Below are 15,785 nucleotides of genomic sequence, written 5' to 3' on the forward strand. Positions count from 1 at the left end.
ATCGGGCGGCATCCTGGGGTGGTCGTGCACGCAGCGGTACCGCCGCCGGGTGGCTCCGGGACCCGGCCGCCCCGACCGGACGAGGAGGACGCATGGCCGACAGGCGCGGGCGTAGCCGTGACACGCGGGCGCGTGCCTCCGGGACCGGCCGCGCCCGTACGGCGGCCAAGCCGCGCACCGCGCCGTCCCGCTCGGCGAGCACCCGCTCGGAGCGCTCCCGCGACGCGCCGGCGCGGTCGCGCCCGGCCGGTCCGGCGCCGGCGCGGCCCCGGCTGACCCGGGCCCGCTCGCGGGCCGGGGAGGTCGTGGCCCGGACGACCGGGATGCTCGGCCTGTCGTCGACCAAGCGGGCCGCGATCCTGGCGCTGGTGGTGTGCGCGCTGGCGCTGACCGTCGCCGTCCCGCTGCACAACTTCGTGTCCCAGCGCCAGGAGCTCGCGGCGGTGTCCGAGCAGCAGCAGGCGCTGGAGGCCGACGTGGCCCGGCTGGCCGCGGACCGGGCCCGGCTCTCCGACCCGGCCGAGGTCCAGGCGCAGGCCCGCACCCGGCTCGGCATGGTGCAGCCGGGGGAGACCCCCTACATCGTGCAGTTCCCGGCCCCACCGGCGCCGGAGACGTTCGACGGCCAGGCCGAGCCCGGCGTCCCGTGGTTCCACACCCTGTGGGACGACGTCTCGGGCGAACCGCGACGATGAACCGGTGAGTGACGAACGGGCGCCCGATGAACGGGTGAGCGCTGCGCAGGACCACCGTCCCCCCGGCCTGGAGGCCGGGCCCGTCTCCCAGGGCGACCTCGACGCCGTCGCCCGCCAGCTCGGGCGCGCCCCGCGCGGGATCCTGGCGGTGGGCTACCGCTGCCCGTCCGGGCACCCGACGGTGGTGCAGACCGCGCCGCGGCTGCCGGACGGCACCCCGTTCCCGACGCTGTACTACCTGACCTGCGCCCGGTTGACGTCCCGGATCGGGACCCTGGAGGCCGAGGGCCGGATGCGCGAGATGCAGGACCGGCTCGCCCTCGACGCCGACCTCGCCCGGCGCTACCGGGCCGCGCACGAGGCCTACCTGGCCGAGCGGGACGCGATCGAGCCGCTGCCCACCCACCCGGACGTCACGGCCGGAGGCATGCCGGACCGGGTCAAGTGCCTGCACGTGCACGTCGCGCACGCCCTGGCCGCCGGGTCCGGGGTGAACCCGTTCGGCGACGAGGCGCTCGCCGAGATCGGCGCGTGGTGGCGCGGCGGGGACTGCGGCTGAACGCCGCCACCCCGTACCCCGGTTTGCCGGGCCGGGTCGTCGTGGGTCACGCGCTCACGTGGTGGAACTCGCTCTGTGTGGAGCTGCGGGCCGGGAAGTCGAAGCCGCGGTCGCCGGCCGTGAGCGCGAAGCGGTTGACCCGCCCGGGATAGGCGGGGGAGCCGAGCACCGGCGACAGCACGGTGTCGACGAGCTGTGTGGGGTTCCCGTTCGGGGACCGCTGGCCCTCCACCTCGCCCTCGAACCGGCCCCCGACACGGACCTTGCCGGTGCCCTCGGCGACGTCGAACTCGATCGGCGCCCGCTCGACCGCGACGACCTCGCCGACCAGGTCCGCCAGATCGGCCAGCGGCCCGCCGAGCCGGCCGGTGAACGCGGCGAGCAGTGCCTGCTCCTGCCGCGGGGAGGCGTGGTCGTCGACCACGACGAGCAGGCGGACGTCGCCGTCGAGGGCGTTGCCGGGCACGTGCCCGACGAACCCCATGTTCAGCCCCGCGACCTCGACCCCGTCGACGTGGCCGCTGTCGAAGTGGAACACCCAGGTGAAGTTGCAGGTGCCCCCGTCGGGGTCGTCGCCGCCCCAGCACGGGCAGTAGACCGCGCAGCTGCAGATCTCGCACAGGCGTCCCCGGATGTCGTATCCCATGACCGTCCCCTTCCGTGCCGGTGTTCGGCGATGCCGCGTGTCGTTCGGTCGTGTGGTCAGTGCAGGTGTGCCGGCGGGCCGGTGCCAACCAGTGCGACGGCGATCCCGGCCAGCAGCAGGACGACCCCGACCGGCCGCACGAGCCGCCTGCCCCAGCGGGCGGTCTTCTCGGCGACCATCACCGCGGTCAGCCCGAGCATCCACACCAGGTCGGCGACGCCGGTGGCGAACATGATCAGCATCAGCGCCCAGCAGCAGCCCAGGCAGGACAGCGCGTGCCGGGTGCCGACCGACCACGCGCCGGCCACCCCCCGGCGGTAGCGGGTGAAGAGGAACGCGGCGGGGTCGCGACAGAGGGTCAGGCAGCGTTGCTTGAGCGGGGTGAACTGGAACGTGCCGGCCAGCAGGAGCGCTGCGGCCAGGCCGATGCCGTGCGGGACCTGGTGGAGCAGCGGCGCGATGGCGACGAGCAGGACCAGCGCCACGACGGCGAACCCGAGCCAGACCGCGAGGTAGGCGGCGAAGAACGCGGCGCGGACCGGGCCCGCTGCGTCCTGCCGGCTGCTCACCACGGTGAACATCCGCGCCATCGGCACGGTCGTCGGCAGCATCATCGCGGCGACCATCACCAGCCACCCGCCGGTGAAGAGCACCAGGGCCGCCGGGCGCAGCGGGCCGGCTGCCAGACCGGCCACCGCCTCGGCGGGATGGGCGGGGTGGGCGCCCGGGACGATCTCCAGCGCGAGCAGCGCCACCCAGCCGGCGGCCGTCAGCGACCAGAGGAGCGGCGCGGGATCGCGCCGGGCGGAGACCTGACCGGTGGTGGGCACCCGCCGATGCTGGCGGCCGGACCGTTCCCGAATCGTTCCGCGGCCCGGCCGGCGACCCCTACCCGGCCTGCGGGGTGGCCCGCTCCAGCAGCGCGCCGACGGCGTCGGAGCCCGGCCGTGCCCCCGCGGTGCGCAGCGGGCCGTCGGCGTCCAGCCGGGTCGCGAGGAACACCTGCGCGACCGGGTCCGGGGCGTGGCGCACCAGCAGCGATCCCTGCAGGGCGAGCGCGGCCAGCTCGGCGAGCCGGCGCGCCCGCCGCTCCTGCGGTGCGGCCAGTTCGGTGCGCAGCGCGGCCACGCACGCGTCGAGCCGCGGGTCGGCGCCGGAGGTCAGGTCGATCTCGGCGAGCAGCGCGTCCACGGCGTGCGGCTCGCGGGCGATGGCGCGCAGCGCGTCGAGCGCGGTGACGTTGCCCGAGCCCTCCCAGATCGAGTTCAGCGGCGCCTCCCGGTACAGCCGTGGCAGGTCGGACTCCTCGACGTAGCCGTTGCCGCCCAGGCACTCGAGGGCCTCCGCGACCACTGCCGAGGTCCGCTTGCACACCAGGTACTTCGTGACCGGCAGGGCGAGCCGCAGCAGCGCGCCCTCGGCCGGGTCGCCGGCACTGCGGTCGACCGCGCCGGCCAGCCGCAACGCGAGCACGGTCGCGGCCTCGGTCTCGGCGGCCAGGTCGGCGACGACCTCGCGCATCAACGGCTGGTCGGCGAGCCGGGCGCCGAACGCCGACCGGTGTGCCACGTGGTGTGCCGCCTCGGTGACCGCGGCCCGCTGGGTGCCGGCCGCCCCGAGCACGCAGTCGAGCCGGGTCATCGACACCATCTCGATGATCGTCCGGACGCCGCGGCCCTCGTCGCCGACCCGCCACCCGACCGCGCCGTGGTACTCGATCTCCGACGACGCGTTCGACCGGTTGCCCAGCTTGTCCTTGAGGCGCTGCAGGTGGATCGCGTTGCGCGTGCCGTCGGGGAGGACGCGGGGCAGGACCAGGCAGGTCAGCCCGCCCGGTGCCTGGGCGAGGGTGAGGAACAGGTCGTTCATCGGGGCCGAGGTGAACCACTTGTGCCCGGTCAGGCGGTAGCTGCCGTCCGGCTGGTGGTGCGCGACCGTGGTGCCGGCGCGGACGTCGGAACCGCCCTGCTTCTCGGTCATCGACATCCCGGCGAGCAGGCCGGTCTTGGCGGCCGGGTCGGCGAGGCCGGGCTCGTAGGAGCGCGCGGCCAGCCCCGGCTCGTAGGCCGCGGCCAGGTCCGGGGCGTGGCGCAGCGCCGGCACGGCCGCGTAGGTCATCGAGATCGGGCAGAGGTGACCCTGCTCGACCTGCGAGGTCAGGTAGAACCCGGCGGCCCGGGTGACGTGCGCGCCGGTCCCGGGTGCGGCGGTCCACGGCGCGGCGGCCAGGCCGTGCTCGACGCTGGTCCGCATCAGCTCGTGCCAGGACGGGTGGAACCCGACCTCGTCGATCCGGTGCCCGGTGCGGTCGTGGGAACGCAGCTGCGGCTCGTGGACGTTGGCGGCACGGGCGTGCTCGCGGTGCTCGTCGGTGCCGACCACCGCGGCGAGACGGTCGACGGCCGCCGGGTCGCCGCCCTCCCGGCCGAGCGCCTCGGCGAGGGCGGGATCGGCGGAGAGCAGGTCGCCACCGGAGCGGGGCGGGACCTGGTTGGTGACCTCGTGGGTGCCCAGGTCGCTGCGCGGGGCCGGACGGCCGGGCGCCTCCGGCCGGGTGTGCGTCGTCGTCACGTACCCGAGAGTAACCCGCTTCCGCGGCGACGCACGGGGTCCGGGAGCGGTGCGGCCGGTGCGTGCGTACGGTGACCTGCATGTCGCGCGTGGCCGCCATCGACTGCGGGACCAACTCGATCCGACTGCTCGTCGCCGACGTCACCGAGGCGTTCGACGGCCGCAAGGAGCTGCGCGACCTGCATCGGGAGATGCGGATCGTGCGGCTCGGCAAGGGCGTGGACGCGACCGGGCGGCTCGACCCCGAGGCCCTGGAACGCACCCGGGCGGCGCTGGTCGACTACGCCGTCGCGGCCCGGCGCAAGGGGGCCGAGCGGGTGCGGATGGTGGCGACCTCGGCGACCCGCGACGCGTCCAACCGCGAGGACTTCTTCGCCATGGTCCGCGACACCCTCGGCGTCGACGCCGAGATCATCACCGGTGACGAGGAGGCGCGGTTGTCGTTCATCGGCGCCGTCGGCGACCTCGACCCCGACGACGGCCCGTTCGTCGTCACCGACGTCGGTGGCGGCTCCACCGAGGTGGTCGTCGGGGAGCTGGACGACGACGGTGCCCGGGTGAGCGCGGCGCGGTCGGTGGACATGGGTTCGGTGCGGCTGACCGAACGGTGCCTGCCCTCCGACCCGCCCGCCGAGTCCGAGATCACCGAGGCCCGCCGGGTCGCCTCGGAGGTGCTCGCGCAGGCGTTCGCCTCGGTCCCCGTCGAGGGTGCGCGGACCTGGGTGGGCGTGGCCGGGACGATCACGACGCTGTCCGGGATCGCGCAGGAGCTGCCGGAGTACGACCGCGAGCAGGTGCACCTGTCCACCCTGTCCCGCGACGACCTGCACCGGGTCTCGGACCTGCTGATCCGGTCCTCGCGCGCCGAGCGGGAGAAGCACGGGGCGCTGCACCCGGGCCGGGTCGACGTGATCGGGGCCGGGTCGCTGGTCGTGCAGGCGCTGGCCGACGAGCTGCACGCCCGCGCCGGGATCGAGCGGATCGTCGTCTCCGAGCACGACATCCTGGACGGCATCGCGCACTCGATCGCATGAGCGTCGCGTCGGCACTGGCGGAGCTCGACCGCGAGATCTCCGGCTGCCGCGCCTGCCCGCGGCTGGTCGAGTGGCGGGAACGGGTCGCGGTCGAGAAGCGCGCGGCGTTCCGGGACCAGACCTACTGGGGGCGGCCGGTCCCCGGCTTCGGCCCGGCCGACGCGGCGATGCTGATCGTCGGGCTCGCACCGGCCGCGCACGGAGCCAACCGCACCGGACGGATGTTCACCGGGGACCGCAGCGGTGACGTGCTGTACGCGGCGCTGCACGCCGTCGGCCTCGCCTCCCAGCCCACGGCCGTGCACCCCGGCGACGGCCTCGAGCTCCACGGCGTCCGGATCACCGCGCCGGTGCACTGCGCGCCGCCGGCGAACAAGCCGACACCGGCCGAGCGGGACACCTGCCGCGGGTGGCTCGAACGCGAGCTCGCCCTGCTGTCGCCGACCGTGCGGTCGATCATGGTGCTGGGCGGGTTCGGCTGGCAGGCGTTGCTGCCGGTCCTGGCGGGGGTCGGCTGGGCGGTGCCCCGGCCCGCGCCGAAGTTCGGGCACGGTGCGTCGGTGACCCTGCAGCCGTCGGTGCCCGGGCGGGAGCCGCTGGAGCTGTTCGGCTGCTACCACGTGAGCCAGCAGAACACCTTCACCGGACGGCTCACCCCGGCGATGCTCGAGCAGGTTCTGGCCGACACCGCTCGGGCCGGCGGGCTGTCGCCGACCGCGCCGTAGCCGATCTTCCCGCCGCCCGGCCGTCCGGGACGAGGGTGGGCTCCTGGGGCGCCTTTGCTCTGCTTACCGATACGCACCACCGGCACAACCGCAGGTCAGGGGCTCGTCGCGGTGGTGGGGGAGTCCGGAGCGGGTTCCTCGAGACGGCGGCGCAGTTCCCGGACCTCCCGGCGCAGCGCCCGGGTCTCCTGGAACTTCGTGGTGACGTCGCGCAGGGTCGCCGCGATGCCGACCAGCCCGCCGCCGTCGTCGTCGAGCAGCGGGCTGATGCTGAACTCGACCGAGATCGTGCTCCCGTCCCGGTGGAGCGCGGGAACGGCGAGCAGGTCGTCGTCGTGGTAGTGGCTGCGGCCGGTGTCCATCACCTTCTGCCACCCGGCCCAGTGCGCGTCGCGCAACCGCTCCGGGATGATCAGGTCCAACGATCGGCCGGTCGCCTCCTCGGCGGAGAACCCGAAGATCCGCTGGGCACCGGGGTTCCAGTACGTGATGGTCCCGCTCCGGTCCGCCGCGACGATCGCGTCGGGGCCGGAGAGGATCGATCGTGCGATCAGGTTCGCCGAGGTCAGCGTAGGATCCACGAACACAGCATACAGTCTACCGAGGCTCGTGGCCGGTGGCGGCGACCGTGGGTCGGTGCCCACCCTCACCGCGGGTCGTGCGCGGATAGGGTGACGCGGCGCCCCCGTAGCCCAACGGCAGAGGCAGGCCCCTTAAAAGGGTCCCAGTGTGGGTTCGAGTCCCACCGGGGGCACCTCACTCCGCGCGGAGATCACCAGCAGGCAGGTGCGCGTGGCGAGTGATCAGGACGGCAGCAGGACGAGGCCGTCGTGTTCGGCGAAGTCGGCGAAGTCCTTGGTGTTCAAGGTCGCGAGCGGGACGTCGTTGGCGATGCACGCGGCGGCGATCCATGAGTCGTTCACCGGGCGGGAGCGTCCTCGGAGGCGAGCGCCGGCGTTGAGCCGACCCCAGGCCCGGGAGACCGTCTCGTCGGAGTCCACGACCACGACTCGGGAGAGCCAGTCGTCGAGCTGGTCACGGGTCCGGCGCCCCCAGTGCCGGATCTCGGCCCACTGCCACAGCTCGGCGACGGTCACAAAGGTCACGCACCACGTGGCCCCGATCAGCCTGGTGGCCAGTGGTCCGGTGAGCCGGTTCTTGAGGGCCTGGGAGGAGACATCGGTGTCCAGGACGACGGGCCGCATCGGTTACGCGAGCCCGGCCTGTCGGTCGGCGTGGACGAAGGTGAGGAACTCGTCGAGGTCGTCGTCGGAGCTGAACACGTCCCGGGCCATGTCGTCGAGGGACTCCACGGGCTGCACGCCCTTGCGCCGGGCCAGTTCCTCGATCGATACACGAGGCCGCACCCGGGGCGCCGACGGACCGTCGTCTGCGCTGTCGGTGGTCATGCTCGCCTCCCCTCGCGCTCAGGATCGAGTATCGCATCCTCCCGGCTCGGGTAGGCATGTCGACGCGGCGCGGGCGAGCCACGGACGCGGATGCACGCACCATGGTCGATGATCGGGGAGTCGCGCAGGATCGGCGCCGGCTCCGGCACCGATCCTGCACAGCTCCCCGATCAGCAGGTTGGTGGGCGCCGCCTGCCGGGGTCATGGTGTGCACGCGTCGTCCTCACTGTGGCTCGTCGATGGCGTGGCGCAGCTCGGTCAGCCAGGTGAGGTGGGCGCTCAGTGCGGTGCGGCCGGAGGAAGTGAGCCGGAGCCAGGTCCGGGGACGTCTGCCGACCGAGCCCTTGCGGATCTCGAGGTGGCCGGCGTCCTCCAGGGTCCGGCTGTGCTTCGACACCGCGGAGTCGCTGACGCCGATGAGGTCGCGCACCGTGGCGAACTCGACCCAGTCGGCTCCCTGCAGCAGCGCGCAGAGTGCCAGCCGCGGCCCGGTCTCGAAGATCGGTTGCCGCACTCCGGCCACCCCGGCGTCCGACGCCCCGGTGTCGGGACCGCGGGCTGCGGTCACGGTGCGATCCGGCCGGCAGCGATGTCGTCACGCATCTTCGCCCGGATCCTGTGCTGACCGGCGAAGATCGCCGCAGCCACGGGGAGCAGGACGAGCAGGGCTGCCGTGCGCTGTCCGCCGGCGACCAGCACATGGATGAGTCCGAGGCCGGCCAGGGAGATCACGAGTACCGCGTACCACAGCCACCGCGCGCTGGGGTACGCACCGATCCGGCGCGGAAGCTGCACCCCCGTGCGCCGGCGCTGGATCACCGAGTGGGCCGTCGCGACGGCGGCGATCGCCACCAGCACCCACTGGACCCCGGGGGCCGCACCGGGGAGATACGACAGCCAGATCGGGAGCCCCGCCAGCAGCACCAGGGCGCAGCCGTGAACCACCCAGTAGGTGCGCGAGAAGCCTGCGTAGGCGGCCAGCTTGCGTCGCGCCTCGCGTACCTGATCGAGCTCGGGTGATCCGGGCATGATGCTCTCCTCACTGCATCTACTTTCGATATGGAAAACGTATGCGACTTCGACAGGGCAGTCAAGGTGCTGGGTGGGCGTGAACAGCGCCGCCGGATCGTCGACGGGGTCCGCTCCCCGCGTCGGTGGGGGCGCGAGCACGCGTCGGGCCGACCCGGGCCGTCGCGGGGGTGCTGGGCCGTCAGGCTTGACCTTCGACCCGGCTCGAAGGCCTACCGTCGCCGTCGTGGTCCGCTACCGCATCTCCCAGCTCGCCGAGCGGGTCGGGCTCCCTGCCACGACGCTGCGCTACTACGAAGCCCGGGGTCTGCTGCCGGCGCAGCGCACCGCGGGCGGGTACCGCAGCTACGACGACCACGACATCGAGCGCGTCCGCTTCATCGCGACCACGAAGAACCTCGGGCTGTCGTTGACCCGGATCCGGGACCTTTTGCGGGTCCGGGAGAACGGCGCGTGCCGCGACGTTCGGGACCGGCTCCTCCCGCTGATCGCCGAGCAGCTCGCCGAACTCGAAGCCCGGGCGCAGGATCTCCACGAGCTCCGTCGGCACCTCACCGCGGCACAGGACCGCCTGCGCACGCTGCCCGCGCGGGAGGTCCCGTGCGACCCGGGATGCCGTGCGGTCATGGGCGAGCGCGCCGGATCCTCCGGCCTGCCGGCGGACGCCGGTGGCACGGCGCCGATCGCGTGTTCCCTCCCGGCCGCCGACCACGCGCCCCGGCTGGCGCGCTGGCGTGCGGTGCTGGCAGGCGCCGTGCCACGACAGCTCGACGACGCGACCCTCCGCGTCGACATCCCGCCGGAGCGGATCGGGGAGGTCGCGGTCCTGCTCGTCGACGAGGTGGCCTGCTGCCCGTTCTTCCGCTTCAGTCTGACCGTCACCCACGGTGGGGCGTACCTCGACGCCACCGCGCCGGCCGGGGCGGGTCCGCTGCTCGACGAGCTGTTCTCCGCCGGACCGGACCACGCCCGGCGGACCTGACCTGCGCGGACCCGCTCAGGCCGTGAGGGCGGGGGTGCGGCGCAGCCACCACTCCCCGGCCGCGGCGTGCAGGGCGAAGGCCACCCGGAACGCGGGCGAACGAGTCCTGGAACGAGACCCCGGCGGACTCGAACAGCCCGATACGACCTGGCAGCGGTCTCCGTGGCCGATGCCGGACGGTGCTGAGGCGCGGGAGATGCGCTACCCGCCCGTCGGGGCGGCGCGGGCACGCAGCGTGGTGACGCCGGGACCCTCGAGGTCGTCGCAGCAGCTCCCGCGGCCGGCGAGTGCCATCGTCAGCGCCTCGGTCGTGCCGCGCACGAGCGGTCCGTCGCCGTGCCGGAACGGCCCGTCGGTGGCCTCCAGCCGCAGCCCGGCGGCGGCCGTCTTCCCGGGGACGGTGAAGTCCCGGCCGACGAAGAACTCGGCGACGGCGGTCAGCGCCGCGATGCCGGGCAGCCGGGGGAGGCCGAGCGGTCGGCGGATGTCCTGCGCGTGCACCACGACCTCGCCGAGCCACGCCGGGGTGTGCCCCGACGCGGCGGTGGTGTCGGCGACCACCGCGCGGAACCGGTCGAGGGTCTCGGCGGGGGAGGCGCCACGGTGCTCGGCGATGCCGCGGTCGTTGTGCAGGTCGAAGTCGAAGCGCGCGGCGAGCACGCTGCGGATCCAGCGGACCCGACCCGTCGTCGCGGCCGTGGTCAAGTGGGCGACCACGTCCTCGACGGTCCACCGGTCGCAGAGCGACGTGACCGTCCACTGTGCAGGGTCGAGCGCGGCCAGGTCCTCGACGAGTGCTGCACGCTCGGTGCGGATCGCGGCCCACAGCTCCTTCCGGGACAGCCGTGCGGCGGGTTCGGTCATGCTCGATCTCCTGCGGTGTGTGGCGTCGTCTCCGGTCGGGACCGCCTCTGTGGACGGAAATCATCGGTGACCGGGGAGATCGGGCCGAACCGGATCGACGGCGTGCCGCGGTTGTCCGGACTTCTGGAAGATCGTTTCCGGTGTGTGGGCGCCCGATCGACCGCGCCGCACCGGCTCGTTACCGTCATCGTGGATCTCCTGAGGGGGTGGCAGATGTTCGTGTGCGTGCGACGCCTCCACATCGACCTGGTGCTGACGGCCGGCGCGACCTGTCGTCGCTGACCGTTCCTGCGCGTCCCCCGTTCCCACGCCTCTCCGGAGATCACGCATGACCAGCACCCAGACCCCTCGTGACACCGCGCTCGCGGGCATCGTCGACGCCACGGCCGAGGCGGTGTCGCAGGACGTCGGCAACGCGCAGGCGCTCTTCCGCGCCACGGGCGACGCCGGCGCCGGCGTCCGCTCGCACATCCGCATCGGCAACCACGAGGTGCTCGTCGACGAACCGCCCGCACTCGGCGGGGACGACGCGGCCCCCAACCCGGTGGAGTTCGCGCTCGCGAGCCTCCTGTCCTGCCAGGTCGTGACCTACCGGTTCTACGCCGCGAAGCTGGGCATCCCGGTCGAGGACGTGCACGTCGACGTCGAGGGCGACCTCGACGTGCGTGGCTTCTTCGGCATCGACGACGAGGTGCGTCCGGGCTTCGGAGAGGTCCGACTGGTCGTCGACCTCCGGGGCCCCGCCTCCCCGGAGGAGTACCAGCGCCTGCGCGAGACGGTCGACGCCCACTGCCCGGTGCTCGACCTGTTCCGCAACGCCACGCCTGTCACCACCGGCGCACCGGCCTGATCACGGTCGGTCCGCCCGGCGCGGGGGCTTGCGGGCCAGCAGCACGCCCCGGTCGGCGACGGTCGGCCGGTGCTCGACGTCGACGAACCCGACGCCCTCGGCGATCTCGGCCAGCTCGGCGACCGACCAGCACTTGCCCGGGGTCGAGTGCATCAACAGCGCCGAGTACTCGGCCACCGGCAACGGCCCGCGCTTGTCCGCGACGACGTGGGTGTCGTGGTCCAGCAGCCGGCCGCCGGGTTCGAGCGCCTCGAACGAGGCCCGGAGCAGGTGCTCGACCCGCGGACGGTCCCAGTCGTGCAGGACCTGGGAGAACAGGTGGACGTCGTGGCCGCCCGGCAGCGGCTCGCCGAACATGTCGCCGGTGACGACGTCGAGGCGGTCGCCGTGGCCGCGCGCCTCGATCAACGTGCGGGCGGCGACGTCGACGGGGGAGCGTTCGACCACGGTGCCCCGGGCGCCCGGGCGGGCGTCGAGGAGCGCCGCCGCGTAGACCCCGGAGCTGCCGCCCACGTCGAGGACCGCGCGGAGCGGGACGTCGGCGACCGCGGCCGCGAGCCGCGGAGCCAGGTAGGCACCCCGGGCGTCCATCGCGGCGGTGATCCGCTCGGCGAACGCCACGTCCCCCAGCCGGCCGGACCAGTCGGCGTCCTGTGCGGACGCGCTCGTGGCCGTGGCGCTCGCCCACGCGGCCTGCTCGTCGGTGCGCAGGACGTGCGCGAACTCGGCCACGGCCGGCCGCTCGGCGAGTGAGCGGTAGTAGGCCCGCAGGTCGAGCGGGGAACCCGCGGCGAGGTGGCTGCGTCCCAGGTCGGTCACCGCGACGACGTCACCGGCGTCGAGGTCCCGGTCGACGAGGCCGTGCGCGGCGCACAGGGTGAACAGCACGTCGGCGGGGCGCTCGGCCAGGCCGAGCGCGGCGCGGACGTCGGCCACGGTGCCGGGGCCGTGCTCGGCGAGCCGGGTGAACAGGTCGAACTCGGCGACCGCGGCGATGAGCAGGTCGGCGGCGTAGGCGCCGTCGCGGATGCGGTAGAGCCCGGTGGGGTCCGGTGCGTCCTCGACAGCCGCCACGGCGCCGACCCTAACGACCAGCGCGTCCGGCGGAGCGCCGGCGCCGGCAAGTCCATCGTTCGGCGGACCCCCGTCGATCGATCGGGAGCAGGCCTCCGATCCGCTCGACCGACGGCACCGGCCGGCGGCACTCCTAGCGTCGCGGGCATGTCCGAACCAGCACCGCCGCCGACCGGGCGCGCCCTGGCCCCCGATCTGGGCCGGGGCGTGATGCTCGCCCTGATCGCCGTCGCGAACGTGATGATCTACCTGGTCGGCCGCCCGTACGGCTACCGCCAGCACATCGTCGAGGACGGCCTGGCCGACCGCGTCGTGTCCACCCTGGTGGTGGCGTTCGTCGACGGTCGCGCCTTCCCGCTGTTCGCCTTCCTGTTCGGTTACGGCATCGTCCAGCTGACCCGGCACACGGACGCGGGCGAGTCCCGCCGCATCCTGCGGCGCCGCAACCTGGGGCTGATCGTCATCGGCGCCGTGCACGGGGTGCTGCTGTTCTCCGGGGACATCCTCGGCTGGTACGGCCTCGTCGGCCTGCTCGTGGCGGCCCTGCTGGGGCGCACCGACCGCACCCTGCTCGTCCTCGGCGCGCTCTGGGTGGTTCCGGCGAGCGCCGTGGTCGGCCTGATCTACTCCCAGCCCTCCGCCGACGGCGGTCGCGGCTTCCTGTGGTCGTTCGAGGTCGCCGACCCGGCCCTCGCCCTGGGGTTGCGGGCGATCGAGTGGACGATGGCGCCGTTCGGCCTGCTGCCGGTGGTCACCGCGGCCCTGGCCGGGGTCGTCGCGGCCCGCCACCGCGTCCTCGAGCCGCGCACCCACCGGCGGCTGCTGCGGCGGGTCGCGGCCGGCGGGATCGCCCTGTCGGTCGCCGGTGGGCTGCCCAGCGGCCTGGTCGTGGCCGGTCAGCTGCCGGTCCCGGACCCGGGCACGGCCTGGCTGCTCGCCTTCGTCCACTCCGTCACCGGGGTGGCCGGGGGCCTCGGACTGGCCGCGGGGTTCGCGCTGGCCGCCGCCCGGCTCGCCCGGGTGGGATCGCCCGTGGTGATGGCCCTGGCGGCGACGGGGCGCCGGTCGCTGAGCGCCTACCTGTTCCAGTCGGTGGTGTTCGTGGCGCTGCTGACCCTGCCGTTCGGTGGCCTCGGGGCACACGTGGGGACGGCCGCGGCGGCCGGCCTGGCACTGGCGGTCTGGGCCGTGTCGGTGCTGGGTGTCGCGCTGCTGGAGCGTCGCTCGGTGCGCGGACCCGCGGAGGTGCTGCTGCGGCGCTGGTCGCGCCGCGGCGCGGGGGTGGAACCGCGGCCGACGAGCGGGGGAGACTGGAGCGGTGTCACCCGCTGAGCACACGACGGACGTGGGCGCAGGGTTCGTGGCGTTCGACCGCCGGTGGAACCGGGCCTGGGGACTGCTCCCGTACCTGTTGGTCGCGCTCGGCCTCCTGCTCACGGTCCTGACGGCCGGGTTGACCGCCTCCGAACTCCTGGTCGTCGGCGGCGTGGCGGCGGTGCTGCTCGGCTGGCACGGCTGGTTCGTCACCCTGCACCCGCAGTGGCTCGAGCACCGGCTGCTGCCGATGGCGGTGTACTTCGCCGGTCTGGTGGCGCTGTCGCTGGTGCTCGGCGCCCTCGCCGGTCCCTTCTCGATCCTGGTGATCGGCTGCTTCCCGATGGCCTTTGTCGCGCTCCGCGGCGGCTGGGCCCATGCAGGTGTCGGCGTCGTCTGCCTGTGCCTGCTGGTCGCACTCGGCGGGACCCGCCCCGATCCGGACCTGGTCGTGCAGGTCGTCGGGGCCGGGGTCCTGGCCTCGGCCGTCGGCTGGGCGATCCGGCGGATCGAGTCCGAGGCGGTGCAGCGCCGGGAGGCCCACGCCGAGCTCGTCGAGCTCCACGCCCGGCTGCAGCGCACGACCCGGGAGAAGGAGGAGCTGCAGCAGCACCTGGTCGCCGCGGCCCGCGACGCCGGGGTCGCCGCCGAGCGGGCCCGGCTGGCCCGCGACTTCCACGACACCCTCGCCCAGGGGCTGGCCGCGATCGGGTCCCAGCTGGAGACGGCGGACGAGCAGCTCGACGACGGGCAACCGGCCCGGGTGCGGGTCCGCACGGCGCTGGGGCTCTCGCGTTCCTGCCTGGCCGAGGCCAGGAGGGCGGTGCACGCGCTGCGGCCGGGCGCGCTGGAGGCCGACGACCTGCACGGGGCGCTCCGCAGCACGGTGACCGGCTGGCAGGAGCGCACCGGGGTGCCGTGCCGGCTCACGGTGACGGGCACACCGGTGCCCGTCGACACCGCACGGCAGACCGCCGTCCTCCGGATCGTCCAGGAAGGCCTGTCCAATGTGGCCAAACATGCCGGCGCGTCCACGGCGACCGTCACCGTGTCCTATCTCGACGACCTGATGATGGTCGACGTGTTCGACGACGGCGCGGGGTTCGACCCGGCAACACCTGCACCACCCGGCGCCCAGGGCGGCTACGGGCTGGCCGCGGCCCGGGAGCGACTCGGTCAGGTCGGCGGACGGCTGGCCGTCGAGTCCGCGCCCGGTGCCGGGAGCACCCTGACCGCGACCGTCCCGGTGGTCGATCCCGCCGAGCCCGCCGCCGGGGACGCGTCGTGACCGCGCACCCGCAGCCCCTCCGGATCGTGCTCGTCGACGACCACCCGGTCGTGCGCGACGGTCTGCACGGCCTGATCGCCACCCAGGACGACCTGGTCCTGGTCGCCGAGGCGGCCGGCGGAGAGGAGGCGCTGGCCGCGGTGCGGGCCCACCGGCCCGACCTGGTGATCACCGATCTGCGGATGCCCGGCGTCGACGGGGTCGCGCTGATCGCGGCCCTGCGCGAGCAGGACCCGCACCTGCCGATCCTGGTGCTGACCATGTTCGGGACCGAGGACGACGTCCGCCCGGCGCTGCGGGCCGGGGCCACCGGCTACCTGCTGAAGGACGCGTCCCGGCAGGAGCTGTTCGCGGGGATCCGCGCGACCGGGCGGGGCGAGAGCGTCCTGGCTCCGGCCGTCGCCGGCCTGCTCGTGCGGGGCCACCGGAGCGCCGGGCGCGAGACCCCCGGCCCGGTGAGCCCGCGCGAGCTGGCGATCCTGCAGCTGGTGGCCGAGGGGCGCAGCAACGCGCAGATCGGCCGGTCGCTGCACATCTCCGAGGCGACGGTCAAGACCCACCTGGTCCGGCTGTACGGCAAGCTCGGGGCCGCCGACCGCGCGTCCGCCGTCTCGCTGGCCTACCGGCAGGGACTGCTGTCCACCGAGGACGGTTGAGCGGAGCACCGAGCCACGACACCGGCGAGGGCACGCACCGAAATCACCTGGCCGCCCCACGGCGGATCGTGATGGGCTCGCGCCCGACC

The 15,785-nt window shown here is 74.4% G+C and carries 20 protein-coding genes and 1 tRNA gene; 11 read left to right on the top strand and 10 right to left on the bottom strand.

What is annotated here, in order from left to right; all coding sequences use genetic code 11:
- Nucleotides 1-92 precede the first annotated feature (92 nt).
- On the top strand, nucleotides 93-695 hold the full coding sequence (locus BM093_RS28070; RefSeq protein WP_093352920.1) for an FtsB family cell division protein: 603 nt from the start codon (nucleotides 93-95) through the stop codon (nucleotides 693-695).
- A gap of 67 nt (nucleotides 696-762) precedes the next feature.
- Nucleotides 763-1,254: a DUF501 domain-containing protein gene (locus BM093_RS28075; protein WP_245773857.1), complete on the top strand. Its 492-nt coding sequence runs from the start codon at nucleotides 763-765 to the stop codon at nucleotides 1,252-1,254.
- Nucleotides 1,255-1,300: 46 nt separating this feature from the next.
- Here the strand turns inward: BM093_RS28075 and BM093_RS28080 are convergent, their stop codons facing one another.
- The 3 genes from BM093_RS28080 to BM093_RS28090 are packed head-to-tail and all read right to left on the bottom strand — an operon-like array spanning nucleotide 1,301 to nucleotide 4,414.
- Nucleotides 1,301-1,900 (bottom strand): DUF1326 domain-containing protein, encoded by a 600-nt coding sequence (locus tag BM093_RS28080; RefSeq protein WP_093352924.1) that lies wholly within the window; start codon nucleotides 1,898-1,900, stop codon nucleotides 1,301-1,303.
- Between the two features lie 56 nt (nucleotides 1,901-1,956).
- Nucleotides 1,957-2,730, bottom strand: coding sequence for a DUF2182 domain-containing protein (locus tag BM093_RS28085; RefSeq protein ID WP_093352929.1), 774 nt, complete (start codon nucleotides 2,728-2,730; stop codon nucleotides 1,957-1,959).
- A 58-nt stretch (nucleotides 2,731-2,788) separates the two neighbouring features.
- Nucleotides 2,789-4,414, bottom strand: coding sequence for an acyl-CoA dehydrogenase family protein (locus BM093_RS28090; protein ID WP_093353043.1), 1,626 nt, complete (start codon nucleotides 4,412-4,414; stop codon nucleotides 2,789-2,791).
- Nucleotides 4,415-4,551: 137 nt separating this feature from the next.
- Here BM093_RS28090 and BM093_RS28095 point away from each other — a divergent pair, with 137 nt between their 5' ends.
- A complete protein-coding gene (locus tag BM093_RS28095) occupies nucleotides 4,552-5,505 on the top strand; it encodes a Ppx/GppA phosphatase family protein (protein WP_093352932.1) in 954 nt (317 codons plus the stop codon).
- Nucleotides 5,502-6,230 carry a uracil-DNA glycosylase gene (locus BM093_RS28100; protein WP_093352936.1) on the top strand — a complete coding sequence of 243 codons (729 nt, stop codon included), beginning with the start codon at nucleotides 5,502-5,504 and terminating at the stop codon, nucleotides 6,228-6,230. The genes BM093_RS28095 and BM093_RS28100 overlap by 4 nt, the downstream gene beginning before the upstream one ends.
- Nucleotides 6,231-6,325: 95 nt before the next feature.
- Here the strand turns inward: BM093_RS28100 and BM093_RS28105 are convergent, their stop codons facing one another.
- On the bottom strand, nucleotides 6,326-6,811 hold the full coding sequence (locus BM093_RS28105; protein WP_245773855.1) for a PAS domain-containing protein: 486 nt from the start codon (nucleotides 6,809-6,811) through the stop codon (nucleotides 6,326-6,328).
- Between the two features lie 100 nt (nucleotides 6,812-6,911).
- Between BM093_RS28105 and BM093_RS28110 the strand changes: the two genes are divergently transcribed.
- Nucleotides 6,912-6,984: transfer RNA gene (locus BM093_RS28110), tRNA-Leu, on the top strand.
- A gap of 49 nt (nucleotides 6,985-7,033) precedes the next feature.
- On the opposite strand, the gene BM093_RS28115 is transcribed toward BM093_RS28110, so the two are convergent.
- The 4 genes from BM093_RS28115 to BM093_RS28130 all read right to left on the bottom strand — a co-directional run bounded on the left by BM093_RS28115 (nucleotide 7,034) and on the right by BM093_RS28130 (nucleotide 8,668).
- Entirely contained in the window at nucleotides 7,034-7,435 is a 402-nt protein-coding gene (locus BM093_RS28115) for a type II toxin-antitoxin system VapC family toxin (RefSeq protein ID WP_093352940.1), read from the bottom strand.
- A 3-nt stretch (nucleotides 7,436-7,438) separates the two neighbouring features.
- On the bottom strand, nucleotides 7,439-7,639 hold the full coding sequence (locus tag BM093_RS28120) for a hypothetical protein (protein ID WP_093352943.1): 201 nt from the start codon (nucleotides 7,637-7,639) through the stop codon (nucleotides 7,439-7,441).
- Between the two features lie 223 nt (nucleotides 7,640-7,862).
- On the bottom strand, nucleotides 7,863-8,207 hold the full coding sequence (locus tag BM093_RS28125) for a winged helix-turn-helix domain-containing protein (protein WP_093352947.1): 345 nt from the start codon (nucleotides 8,205-8,207) through the stop codon (nucleotides 7,863-7,865).
- On the bottom strand, nucleotides 8,204-8,668 hold the full coding sequence (locus tag BM093_RS28130; protein WP_093352950.1) for a hypothetical protein: 465 nt from the start codon (nucleotides 8,666-8,668) through the stop codon (nucleotides 8,204-8,206). Before BM093_RS28130 ends, BM093_RS28125 begins: the two co-directional genes overlap by 4 nt.
- A 226-nt stretch (nucleotides 8,669-8,894) precedes the next feature.
- Here BM093_RS28130 and BM093_RS28135 point away from each other — a divergent pair, with 226 nt between their 5' ends.
- The gene (locus BM093_RS28135; protein ID WP_177238751.1) at nucleotides 8,895-9,650 is read left to right on the top strand and encodes a MerR family transcriptional regulator; all 756 of its coding nucleotides are present in this window, start codon (nucleotides 8,895-8,897) and stop codon (nucleotides 9,648-9,650) included.
- Between the two features lie 201 nt (nucleotides 9,651-9,851).
- On the opposite strand, the gene BM093_RS28140 is transcribed toward BM093_RS28135, so the two are convergent.
- Nucleotides 9,852-10,514, bottom strand: coding sequence for a maleylpyruvate isomerase family mycothiol-dependent enzyme (locus BM093_RS28140; RefSeq protein WP_093352959.1), 663 nt, complete (start codon nucleotides 10,512-10,514; stop codon nucleotides 9,852-9,854).
- Nucleotides 10,515-10,580: 66 nt separating this feature from the next.
- Here BM093_RS28140 and BM093_RS28145 point away from each other — a divergent pair, with 66 nt between their 5' ends.
- Together BM093_RS28145 and BM093_RS28150 are read left to right on the top strand one after the other, a co-directional pair.
- On the top strand, nucleotides 10,581-10,796 hold the full coding sequence (locus BM093_RS28145; RefSeq protein WP_093352965.1) for a hypothetical protein: 216 nt from the start codon (nucleotides 10,581-10,583) through the stop codon (nucleotides 10,794-10,796).
- A 46-nt stretch (nucleotides 10,797-10,842) separates the two neighbouring features.
- Complete coding sequence (locus BM093_RS28150) at nucleotides 10,843-11,364, top strand: OsmC family protein (protein ID WP_093352970.1); 522 nt, start codon at nucleotides 10,843-10,845, stop codon at nucleotides 11,362-11,364.
- Here BM093_RS28150 and BM093_RS28155 read toward each other — a convergent pair whose 3' ends face one another.
- A complete protein-coding gene (locus tag BM093_RS28155) occupies nucleotides 11,365-12,438 on the bottom strand; it encodes a methyltransferase (protein WP_093352975.1) in 1,074 nt (357 codons plus the stop codon).
- 147 nt (nucleotides 12,439-12,585) lie between these two features.
- Between BM093_RS28155 and BM093_RS28160 the strand changes: the two genes are divergently transcribed.
- From BM093_RS28160 to BM093_RS28170, 3 genes are read left to right on the top strand one after another with little or no spacing between them, the layout of a single operon-like run.
- Nucleotides 12,586-13,770 (top strand): DUF418 domain-containing protein, encoded by a 1,185-nt coding sequence (locus BM093_RS28160; RefSeq protein ID WP_093352979.1) that lies wholly within the window; start codon nucleotides 12,586-12,588, stop codon nucleotides 13,768-13,770.
- Between the two features lie 13 nt (nucleotides 13,771-13,783).
- Complete coding sequence (locus tag BM093_RS28165) at nucleotides 13,784-15,040, top strand: sensor histidine kinase (RefSeq protein WP_093352982.1); 1,257 nt, start codon at nucleotides 13,784-13,786, stop codon at nucleotides 15,038-15,040.
- Nucleotides 15,037-15,696, top strand: a complete 660-nt coding sequence (locus BM093_RS28170) for a response regulator (RefSeq protein ID WP_093352985.1) — start codon at nucleotides 15,037-15,039, stop codon at nucleotides 15,694-15,696. The genes BM093_RS28165 and BM093_RS28170 overlap by 4 nt, the downstream gene beginning before the upstream one ends.
- The last annotated feature ends 89 nt before the right edge of the window (nucleotides 15,697-15,785 follow it).

The organism is Pseudonocardia ammonioxydans, from assembly GCF_900115005.1.
GTDB lineage: Bacteria > Actinomycetota > Actinomycetes > Mycobacteriales > Pseudonocardiaceae > Pseudonocardia > Pseudonocardia ammonioxydans.